The 11118-nt window shown below is 46.2% G+C and carries 8 protein-coding genes; 7 read left to right on the top strand and 1 reads right to left on the bottom strand.

From position 1 onward, the window contains the following. Positions 1-460: 460 nt before the first annotated feature. Positions 461-1990 carry a glycosyltransferase gene (locus L696_RS0127615; protein WP_025686528.1) on the bottom strand — a complete coding sequence of 510 codons (1530 nt, stop codon included), beginning with the start codon at positions 1988-1990 and terminating at the stop codon, positions 461-463. Between the two features lie 243 nt (positions 1991-2233). Here L696_RS0127615 and L696_RS0127610 point away from each other — a divergent pair, with 243 nt between their 5' ends. From L696_RS0127610 to L696_RS0127580, 7 genes are all read left to right on the top strand, one after another. Further along, the gene (locus L696_RS0127610; protein WP_025686527.1) at positions 2234-3097 is read left to right on the top strand and encodes a glycosyltransferase family 2 protein; all 864 of its coding nucleotides are present in this window, start codon (positions 2234-2236) and stop codon (positions 3095-3097) included. 43 nt (positions 3098-3140) lie between these two features. Further along, a complete protein-coding gene (locus L696_RS0127605) occupies positions 3141-4280 on the top strand; it encodes a DegT/DnrJ/EryC1/StrS family aminotransferase (protein ID WP_025686526.1) in 1140 nt (379 codons plus the stop codon). Further along, positions 4277-4918, top strand: a complete 642-nt coding sequence (locus L696_RS0127600) for an acetyltransferase (RefSeq protein ID WP_025686525.1) — start codon at positions 4277-4279, stop codon at positions 4916-4918. The genes L696_RS0127605 and L696_RS0127600 overlap by 4 nt, the downstream gene beginning before the upstream one ends. A 347-nt stretch (positions 4919-5265) precedes the next feature. Beyond that, on the top strand, positions 5266-7335 hold the full coding sequence (locus L696_RS0127595) for a bifunctional rhamnulose-1-phosphate aldolase/short-chain dehydrogenase (RefSeq protein ID WP_025686524.1): 2070 nt from the start codon (positions 5266-5268) through the stop codon (positions 7333-7335). Positions 7336-7630: 295 nt separating this feature from the next. Beyond that, positions 7631-8851, top strand: coding sequence for an L-rhamnose isomerase (rhaI, locus tag L696_RS0127590; protein ID WP_025686523.1), 1221 nt, complete (start codon positions 7631-7633; stop codon positions 8849-8851). Continuing rightward, positions 8848-10323: a rhamnulokinase gene (rhaB, locus tag L696_RS0127585; RefSeq protein WP_025686522.1), complete on the top strand. Its 1476-nt coding sequence runs from the start codon at positions 8848-8850 to the stop codon at positions 10321-10323. Before rhaI ends, rhaB begins: the two co-directional genes overlap by 4 nt. Before the next feature lie 20 nt (positions 10324-10343). Next, a complete protein-coding gene (locus tag L696_RS0127580; RefSeq protein ID WP_025686521.1) occupies positions 10344-11102 on the top strand; it encodes a DeoR/GlpR family DNA-binding transcription regulator in 759 nt (252 codons plus the stop codon). Positions 11103-11118: the final 16 nt, after the last annotated feature.

The raw sequence follows: 11118 nt of genomic DNA, 5'->3' as shown, positions 1-11118 counted from the left end.
CCACAAGGTGATCAAGGACCACAAGGTGACCAAGGACCTGCATAACCGTAAGGATCTTAAGGCATTCTCTAACCTTAAGGTTAAGGTATATGTAAATTTAGATGACCCAAAGGTTATTTGTAACCTTTGGGTCATTTTTTGTCGTATGAACGCTGAAAAAAATTTGTCGAAGTCCCATTTTGGTATTATCCCCTCAAGTAAACACTCGAAAAAAATCTTGTGGTAACAAGAGGAAAAAGGGTCAGTTACACGTAAATGCTTACCTTACCATTTAATTGAAGAACTATGCGGGTTACACGGTGTTCACGCCTGTTAGCTTGCAGGGGTTTCCAGTACACGTCTCAAGCGTACAACACACGATTAAATGAATTCAGCGCAAGGGAAACTTAAACAGCGCGCACCGATGGAGTGTCGGCACGCGCTAACTGTAGAAATAATGTCTGATCATCCTACTTGAAAATTACGGCAATACAACCACCTTTTTTTTACAGGAGGCAATAAATTTTGCATATTGAATACAAGTTTCTAATGAATCATTTGGCTCCATTGGCCACCATCGTATGGCCCCCATGGGAGCTTTGGAAGCATAGGTTTCAACTTCATTGGGAACACGGCCTACAACCACAATTTCTGTCTCCTTAAAGTTCTTTTCAATGCCCTCTTGAAGACTCTTTAATAATTGGGTATTCTCTTTTTCAGGACTGGAATAGGGAATAGGGAACAATATTGACGATCTGGAAGTGTCTTCTTGAATAACGTGAGCAGATTTCCGGGCAGGATCATCTGTAGAAGTCTCCCATATACGACGATAAGGCAATTGCTCTGGTAAACCAAGCTCTTTCAATCTCATTTGAATTCTTTGAAAATAGCTTCTATTTAGTTCCCCTACAAGAACCTGAATCTGCTTATTTCTGAGGAATGTAGTGTTATTTCCATTTTCGTTACGATATTGGATATATAACAAATCGGGGATGTATAGAAATTTAGTACAAAGAAACGTCCGAACCAGCATATCGTAATCATCTGCTACCAGCAGTTCATTGCGATGGCCTCCGATCAGATGATAGCAGTTCCTCGTCCACGCACGAGGATGATTGGGTAAGCCGACCAAATGACGAATGGTTTTGCAATTAATAGTCGTATGTTTTTGTGCATTTTGCCATCTGTTCATTTTATGCAGCCAGACTCGATAATGAACACTGTAACCAAAACCACAATCCCAGCCATACCAATGAGCATGATTGCTCCCCACATACACCTCAGTACAATCCCCATATACAAAGCCACATTCAGGGTTTTGTTGAAATGCCTTAACGATTTTCTCTAGGCAGTCAGGAGTTAGCTCATCATCATGATCGACTTCTACCAAAATTTCTCCTGTACATAGGCCTGCTGCGTATCTTTTGATGGCCCCTATATAGCCATTGCGGGAGTCTTGGCGATATCTCCGCACACGGTGATCCTCTAAAGGGAGTAAATATTGCTTATATGTCTCATCTTCATCATCGGAGTCATCCACAATTACCCATTCCCAATTTTGATAAGTCTGCTTCAACAAGGATTGATAAGGTCGCTGAATTTTTTCTTTTGACCTGTAACTGGCAGTAAATACGGATACTAAAGGAGTGTCTGAAGAAAATTGAGTTGAAGGAATTGTCCTATTCTCCGGGAGAGGATCTGTTGCTTTGAGCCAGCAGAAAAATAAATGTATGGGTTGAATTTCGTCTGGTGATTGGAAGTGTAACCAGCGTTTTTTTTCGTGAAAAGGCATTAATTTTAGTGTTGTAAATTCTCCCCACTCTTCTCCCAATGAAACGTAGACTCGCGGTTTGTGAACGCTGTTTTCTATTATTGGATCATCAGGCTGATACAAAGTCACTGTGATGTGATTTTCTTCTAACTTCTCTATTAATTCCTTTAAATCTTCCTTGAAAATCTTTTTTGATACAAATATATGAGCTGTCAATAGTGGAGTGAAATCCAGTGGCATGATCATTCTCCTTTACGGGTTTCGAACACCGACGAGAGCGAAGTGTCGATTCAGACGGGATTTTTGGTTAAACCGTTCCATTTTTTAATCATCATTTTATTTTCCAGTAATATATATGTATGTGTATGTGAGCAAAAGGTTACCCACGTTGAAACCAATGAATACATCAGACTTTTTAGGTGTATATCTTGAGGCACCTTCATTAGTACTTCAAGAAGAAGCGCAAAAGAAAGGTGGAGGAACTTGGAACATCCATTAGTAAGTATAGTTATTCCTGCATATAACCGACCTCATACACTAAAAATCGCCCTCGAAAGTGCATTGGAACAAACTTACCCGAATATCGAAATCATTATCTGTGATGACAGTACAACTCCTGAAGTACAAGAGATGCTTGAACCTTTTTTAGATTCGTTTCCCCAAATTCAATATCATAAAAATGAGAAGAATCTTTTTCTTGAAAATTGGCACAAATGTTTTGACTTAGCATCAGGGGAATACATCAATTACTTGATGGATGACGACATGTTTCATAAAGAAAAAATAGCAAAGATGATCCATTTTTTTCGGAATTTCGAAAACATCACACTCGTTACCAGTTATCGACAAACCATGAATGAATCAGGGGCTTTTATCCCAGCGAACTATGCAACGAAAAGGCTATACGATGAAACTAGAATCATGGACGGAAGAATGTTGGCAAACGTTGCATTAACCCGGTGTTTAAATGTGATTGGTGAACCTACGACAGTGTTATTTAAAAAAACAGATCTTATCGAACGGTTTGGAGTATATAAAGGAAAACAGTATTCTCTTCTTAATGATTTAGCTTCTTGGTTGACTTTACTATCCAAAGGAAAAGCCGTTTATATTTCTGAAGAGCTAAGCTATTTTCGAATACATCCTAATCAAAATAATCAAACACTTGGTCCAAAGGCGTTCACGGAATGGTTGGATATTATGATTGCCTCAAGAGATGACGGATTTTTGGATACTACCGATTTGTTTAAAACGGCTCTTCATTCTTATCATGAACGTATAAAGGGTCTCCCACAATTTATTTCAGATGTCGAGCGAATTGAAACGATATTAACCACGTTAGACTGAACATTCTGGCTTTACTCATCCCATGTGCGAAGGAGGTTGGATCATGTTTGAAATTCCCTTCTTACGGCCTAATTTAGTAAAAAAGGAACGATTTATTGCTAATTTCGAGAAAATAGAAGAGACTCGGATTTACTCCAATTATGGTCCCCTAAATAAACGTTTTGAAAAGCAAGTCATTAATCAAATGTTTGATGGAACCGGTTCAGCAGTGACCGTTCATAACGCTACCATCGGGTTGATTTTGGCGATTTCTCAAAGTAAGCGACCCCAGGGCAAATATGCGGTTATGCCAAGCTTTACTTTTGCTGCCACTCCACTTGCTGCTGAGTGGTGCGGGCTTGAACCCTACTTCCTAGACATTGAACCGGAGAATTGGCAAATGAACAGGGAGCAGTTAGAGCAGACAGTCAAGCTGCTTGGGGATGAGATTGCGGTAATCGTTCCTTATGCCACTTTCGGTACAGCCATTGATTTATCCGTATACAATAAGCTACTGGAGCAAGGAATTCCGGTAGTCATCGATGCTGCTGCCAGTTTTGGAACTATAACTCCGGAGGAAGCCACACATTTCGGAAAAGGCTTCGGAGGAGCCGTAGTGTTCAGCTTTCATGCCACCAAATCCTTCGGTATTGGAGAGGGTGGCCTAGTATATAGTATGGACCAGGATCTCATTAAGCGGATTCGTCAGGCGGGGAATTTTGGCTTCTCCAGCAGCAGGGAGTCTGTCATCCAAGGTCTTAACAGTAAGATATCCGAGTATACCGCTGCTATCGCTTTAGCCACTCTCGATCAATTCAAGGCTGTACGGGGGAATAGAAAGACAATCTACCAATATTATCTTCAAGAACTGCGCCAAGCAGGCTTATTAGAACGAGGATGGTCTATACAAAAACTGCAAGGATCAGTGGTTCACCAATTTATATCCATCCTTAGTCCAGGCTCCCACAGCAATCAAGAAGTTGTTGAATTATTAGCCTCTAATTCCATAGAAGCCAGAACCTACTTTTCTCCAGCATGCCATCAGCAGAAGCAGTTCCGAAGCTATCCCCATTCTACGCTTGATGTTACCGAGTATATTGCAAAACATATTGTCAGCCTGCCCTTGTGGGAAGAGTTGGACGAGACAATCGTTCAAAGAATTGTAAAAGTGCTCGGGAGCGTAGGAAGAGAAAAAACGAGATGAGAAAAATTGTCATTTGGGGCTCGGGAGGACATGCCAGGGAGATTAATTGGTTATGTGAAGAGCTGGAAATTCAAGTGGCAGGCTTTTTAGACGAACGGCCTGAGACGAAAGGTCAGGTGGTAGATGGCGTTCCTGTACTGGGGACGTTGGCTGATATAGAATTGTTAAAACATGAGGTAGAGCTCCTATGCGCTGGAGTGGGGGACCCGGCATTGAAGAAGCGATTTGCTTATGATACCATTCGATCAGGATTTCGTATATCAGCCCCGCTAATACACCCCCATGTTCGCCTGTCTCGAAGAAATACCATTGGAGAGGGAAGCATGATCTTTGAGGGGGCTGTCCTGTCGGACAATATTAAGATCGGACATCATGTGATTATCAATCGGAGTGTTAGCGTCAGTCATGATGCGGCTATTGGAGATTATGTAACCATATCTCCCGGTGTGAATCTGGCAGGAAATGTAACTATAGATGAGGGAGCCTATATCGGCATTGGAGCCTCGGTACGGGAGAAACGTCACATCGGTTGTTGGTCTATAATTGGCGGCGGAGCATTTGTCAAAGACGATATACCCGAATTTACTATGGCTGCAGGTGTACCAGCAGTCGTTAAAAAACGACTTGATATTCCCTGAGTCTTCTTCCTTTGGAACAGAGCGTATTCGATTCGTAGCAATATGCGTGGCAATGAAGTGAATTACCTACCAAAAGGCCGTGCCGAAAAAGGTTCTCACAACCCGATTCTGGCACGGTCTTATTGCATTTTAAAGCTTATACACCAGCGCACTGACCGCAAGTACCTGTAGCCCCACAGATCGATGTATCCGTCTTGCAGGTTATTCAAAATTAAAATTTATTTTTGATTATTTTTGTATTTATTATTTTCAAATGAAAACAAAAGTGTTATAGTCTCCATAAACCAAGAATAACCACTGTAATAAAGTAATTCAAAACTAAAACTGAACTTGGAGGTCTTTTTCCTATGGTACAAAGTCTGTGGAATTCTTCACAAGCATCTGAGCAAAAAAACACGCTGGAACAGCTCGTATATCGCTCTAACCTTATCGGCACAGACAGGAGCGTGTGTAACTGGGGAGGCGGCAATACTTCGGCCAAAACGACGATACAGGATTTTCGCGGGCGTGAAGTAGAAGTAATGTACGTCAAGGGCAGCGGTTCCGATCTAGCTACGATGAAAGCGCATAACTTTACAGGGCTTCGTATGGAGGATATCCGTCCCTTGTTCGAAAGAGAAGATATGTCTGACGAGGATATGGTCGCGTATCTGGCGAATTGTATGATAGATGCCAAGCATCCGCGTGCTTCGATTGAGACACTATTGCACGCTTTTTTACCTTTTAGACATGTGGATCATACCCACCCGGACGCCATTATCAGCTTGTGCTGTGCGCATAACGGCAAGGACATTGCGAAAGAGATTTTCGGTGACCGTTTTGTATGGGTACCTTATATTCGTCCTGGCTTTAAGCTATCCAAGATGATTGCCCAAGGTGTACTCGATCATCCGCAAGCAGAATTGGTATTGATGGAAAAGCACGGTCTGGTTACATGGGGAGAAACTTCCGAGGCAGCCTATGCGAAAACCATCGAAATTATTCAAGCAGCAGAAAGCTATATTAAAGCTCGTCAAGAGGAAAAACAGTCGTTTGGAGGCGTAAAATATAAAGCGCTTACTCCTGAGGAACGCCGCAGTATTGCGTCTAGCGTCATGCCATCCGTTCGGGGAGCGGTCAGTGATGAGAAGAAAATGATCCTTACCTTTGATGATGCAGAGGACGTGCTGGAGTTTGTAAATGGTCAGGATTCTGCTGTATTGTCACAGGTCGGGGCAGCGTGCCCGGATCATCTGGTTCATACCAAGGTTGTGCCGTTTTTTGTAGATTGGACACCGGACGTGAAGGATGTTGAGGGTTTAAAAATAAAGCTTGTAGAGGGTATCGCAGCCTATAAGGAGCAGTACCAAGCTTATTTTGAACGCAATCGGCATGAGGGAGACGTTATGTTTGAGGCCGCGCCGCGTGTGATTTTAATCCCGGGCATCGGTATGATTAACACAGGCAAAAGCTGGAGTAATGCGCAGGTGAGTGGCGCTTTGTATCATCGCGCTATCGCGGTGATGCGGGGTGCGACGGCGTTAGGACAGTTTGTTTCGCTTAGTGAAAATGAATCGTATAACGTGGAATATTGGCCCTTGGAGTTGTATAAGCTGTCACTTGCTCCGGCAGAAGCGGAATTTTCACGCAAAATCGCGCTCATTACAGGCGGTGCAGGCGGAATCGGCAGTGCAACCGCACGCCGTCTGGTGAATGAAGGGGCACACGTCGTGCTGGCCGACCTGAATTTGGAAGGCGCGCAAAAGGTGGCCGCCGAGCTGAATGACCACTACGGAGAAAACCGTGCTATTGCAGTCAAAATGGATGTGACGCAGGAGGAACAGATTCAAGCTGCCTATGCCGAAACGGCATTGACCTATGGTGGTGTAGATATCATCGTCAACAATGCGGGGCTGGCTACCTCCAGTCCATTCGATGAAACATCATTAAAGGAATGGAATTTGAATGTAAATGTGCTGGGCACAGGTTATTTTTTGGTGGCACGGGAAGCGTTCAAGCTCATGAAGGAGCAGACACTTGGCGGCAGCATGGTGTTCGTTGGCTCGAAAAATTCGGTCTATGCGGGTAAAAATGTAACGGCCTACAGCTCGGTCAAGGCGCTGGAAGCGCACCTCGCCCGTTGTATTGCCGCAGAAGGTGGTGAATACGGCATTCGGGTAAACACGATTTTGCCGGACGCGATTCTGCAAGGCTCCGCCATCTGGAACTCCAACTGGCGCAACGAACGCGCCGCCGCCTACGGCATCGAGCCAGACCAACTGGAAGAACACTACCGCAAGCGGACGACGCTACTGGTAAACATTTACCCGCAGGATATCGCCGAGGGGATTGCCTTTTTCGCCTCATCCAAGGCGGAGAAAACGACAGGCTGTATGCTCACCATCGACGGTGGCGTCCCCGCAGCCTTTACACGCTAGAAAATGGGAGAGTATTAAAAATGTAAATAAGTAATAATAACTTATTTACGTTTCGTATTTTGTATTTTTCCGAAAATGCACACCCAAAACTTAAAAAGAGAAGTGACTTTATGGCGGTTGGCAGCGGAGCGGGCGGAATTGTTCTGAAGAAACGAAGTGTTCGCCTTTGCAACGGGATTTTAACCTTATCATGTGTTATAAAATGAAAAAATCCCGTTGCAACAGCGATCGGAAGAACAATCCGCACGCGAAGCGCCTCCCCATAACTCACTTCACTTTCCAAGGAGGAACCACGATGAGTGACAAAGCGTACGCCTTATTCGAGGAACAGCAGCAACAACGAGGTATTGACCTGGAGCAAGTAAAAACAAAGCTGAAAGCGCTTAGCATAGAAACGCCTTCCTGGGGCTATGGCGACTCAGGTACACGTTTCAAAGTCTTTCAAAAAACAGGCGTGCCGCGTGATCCGTTCGAAAAGCTGGAGGATGCAGCACAGGTTCATGCCGTGACAGGCTTATGTCCATCCGTTGCCATTCACATACCCTGGGATAAAGTAGACAATTACGGCAAGCTTCGCAGTCATGCCGAAAGCCTAGGGCTAAGTCTTGGGGCGGTTAATCCGAATCTGTTTCAGGATGAAGATTACATGCTCGGCAGCGTCACCAATGTAGACCCGGCAATCCGCCGCAAGGCAACAAACCACCTGCTGGAATGCGTGGATATTGCGAAGGAAACAGGTTCCAACGATTTTAGCCTGTGGTTTGCAGACGGAACGAATTATCCCGGTCAGGGAGACATCCGTAAGCGGAAAAATTGGATGCTGGAAGCACTCAGCGAAATGTATAAGGCGCTCACGCCTGATATGCGCATGCTGATTGAATACAAGGCGTTCGAGCCAGCCTTTTATCATACGGATATTGCCGACTGGGGCATGGCGTACAATTACGCGACCAAGCTGGGACCGCAGGCACAGGTGCTGGTGGATACAGGGCATCATCTGCCGGGAGCCAATGTGGAGCATATTGTTGCGTTTCTAGTTGATGAGAAGCGTCTGGGCGGTTTTCATTTTAACAGCTACAAATATGCGGATGATGATCTGATCGTGGGCTCCGCGAATCCGTACGAGCTGTTCTTGATTTTTTATCAAATTTTAAATGCGGCTCAGGATGTAGATGCGGATATTCGGCATACGGTGGACAAAATTGCTTATTTGATAGACCAGTCACACAATATTGAGCCAAAAATCCCGGCGATGATTCGCTCGGTGCTGAATGTGCAGACTCAATATGCGAAGGCGTTGCTGATCAATCATGCAGAGGTGGAAGAAGCAGCGAATCGTCAGGATGTGCTGGGTGCGGAGGATGCCGTGCGCAAGGCGTTTGAGTTCGACGTTGCACCATTGCTCAAGGCAATACGTGAGGAGCAAGGGCTACCCGCTGATCCGATGAAAGCCTATTTAGCGTCTGATTATGGCACGCAGATTTTGCAAAGAGGCAAGGGTGGTGCTAGCTGGTGAGCATCCTCGCATATGATTTGGGGGCAAGCAGCGGCAGAGTTCTGCTCGGACGATTGACGGATTCACGTATAGAGGTGGAGGAAATCCATCGATTTTCGAATGATCCGGTCAAGGTCGGGGAACGTCTGCACTGGGATATGTTGCGTCTGTATCACGAGGTTCAGCAAGGACTGCTCAAAGCCAAGCACATGGGAGTGAACCCGTCCAGCCTGGCGATTGATTCCTGGGCGGTCGATTTTGGACTGATTGGGGAAACCGGAGAATTGCTGGGTAACCCTTATCATTATCGGGATTGGCATACCCACGGGGTGATGGAGGAAATTCAGGAAGGACTAGGCAAGGAGTTTATTTTTCAGCGCACAGGGATTCAGTTTTTGACATTTAATACGATGTATCAGTTGGCTGCTATGCGAAAGATGAAATCGCCGTTGCTGGAGCAGGCAGAGCATTTCTTGATGATTCCCGATCTGCTGCGGTATTTTCTGACGGGTGAAATGGTTAATGAGTTTTCCAATGCGACCAGCACGCAGTTATATAATCCGTTGCAGCAAGACTGGGATGATGAGCTTTTGTCTGGTATCAGCATTCCCCGTTCCTGGTTTGGAAAGGTACTGGAGCCGGGAAGTGCCGCAGGTACGATCCGTTCTTCGGTCATGACCGATCTGGGCATCGAAGCGATTCCTGTCATTGCGGTCGCGGAACATGATACGGGATCGGCTGTGGCTGCCGTGCCTGCGTTGGAGCGGTCATTTGCATATTTAAGCTGCGGAACGTGGTCCCTGATGGGAACGGAAACCCCGCAGCCCGTGATCAACGACGATACGCTGAGATTTAATTTTACGAACGAAGGCGGGGTAGGCCGGACCTACAGGCTGCTTAAAAATATTATGGGCTTGTGGATTTTACAGGAGGCACGCAGAGAGTGGGAGCGTCAAGGAACCTCTTATTCCTTTCCTGAGCTGGTACACATGGCGGAGCAGGCTCCGGCGTTCGCTTCATTGATCGACCCGGACGATGAGCTGTTTCTGCATGCCGGGGATATGAAAACACGCATACGCCAATATTGCCGTAATACCGGGCAGCCATTGCCGGAGACACCGGGAGAGGTTACACGCTGTATTTTGGAAAGTCTGGCGTTGAAGTACCGTTACGTTTTGGAGCTTACGGAACGGGTGTCAGGGCAACGATTTAACGGGTTGCATATGGTCGGCGGGGGGATTCAAAATCGGCTGTTGTGCCAATGGACGGCCAACTCGATTCAAAAACCCGTGTGGGCTGGACCCGCAGAAGCAAGCGCAATCGGCAATCTTGCGGTACAATGGATGGCACAGGGAAAGTTCGCCGATATATGGGAAGCACGCCGGGTCATCGCGGATTCTATTTCCGTAGAGGTGTATGAACCTGCTGAGTCGGAAGCGTGGGAGGATGCCTACGGACGATTCCGGCGGGTGGCGGGACTTTTTGTACATTAAAGATGTGGAGTGAGATTGCCATGCTGGTCGCAGAAAGATATGAGATGATCGTACAGCTCGTCAATGAAAAAGGAAGCATACGTGTGTCGGAGTTGAGTGAGCTGTGCAAAGTAACGGAGGAAACGATCCGCCGCGATCTGGACCGTCTGGAGCAGGCGGGACGGTTGCGCCGTTCACATGGTGGAGCGGTTAGCGTCAAAAACGAGCAGCCCGAAACGCCGTATGCGGTACGGGAAATTATGAACGCAGAGGAAAAGCGCCGGATTGCCGAGGAAGCGGTCAAGCAGATTCAGCCGCATGATCGTATTTTGCTGGACGCCAGCACAACGGCCTGGTATATGGCGTCGATTTTGCCGGATATTCCGCTGACGATATTGACGAATTCGATCCGTGTAGCAACAGAGCTGGCAGGTAAGGAAAAAATCGAGGTCATTTCGACGGGGGGGCAGTTGCTTCAACGCTCGCTGTCGTTTGTAGGCCCGCTCGCAGAGCGCTCGTTGGAATCCTATTATGTGGATAAACTGTTTTTCTCTAGTCAGGGAGTGCATCTGGATCGGGGCATTAGTGAATCGAATGAGCTGCAAGCCCGTTTGAAGCAGAAAATGGTCAGCATTGCAGACCGCGTGATTTTACTGGCAGATGCGAGCAAATTTGGGCAGCAGGCGTTTACGCATGTCGTGAACCTGTCGCAGGTGTCCGAGATTATTACGGATTCGCGGTTGTCGGACCCCATTCGCAGTCATTTGGCAGAGTTGTCGATTCCGGTAACGGTTGTGTAAAGCGTGCAGTTTTCGG

The sequence above is a fragment of the Paenibacillus maysiensis genome, from assembly GCF_000520815.1.
GTDB classification, from domain to species: Bacteria; Bacillota; Bacilli; order Paenibacillales; family Paenibacillaceae; genus Paenibacillus; species Paenibacillus maysiensis.
Note: the sequence above shows the minus strand (reverse complement) of the source record. Positions and strands in the feature narration are given on the sequence as shown.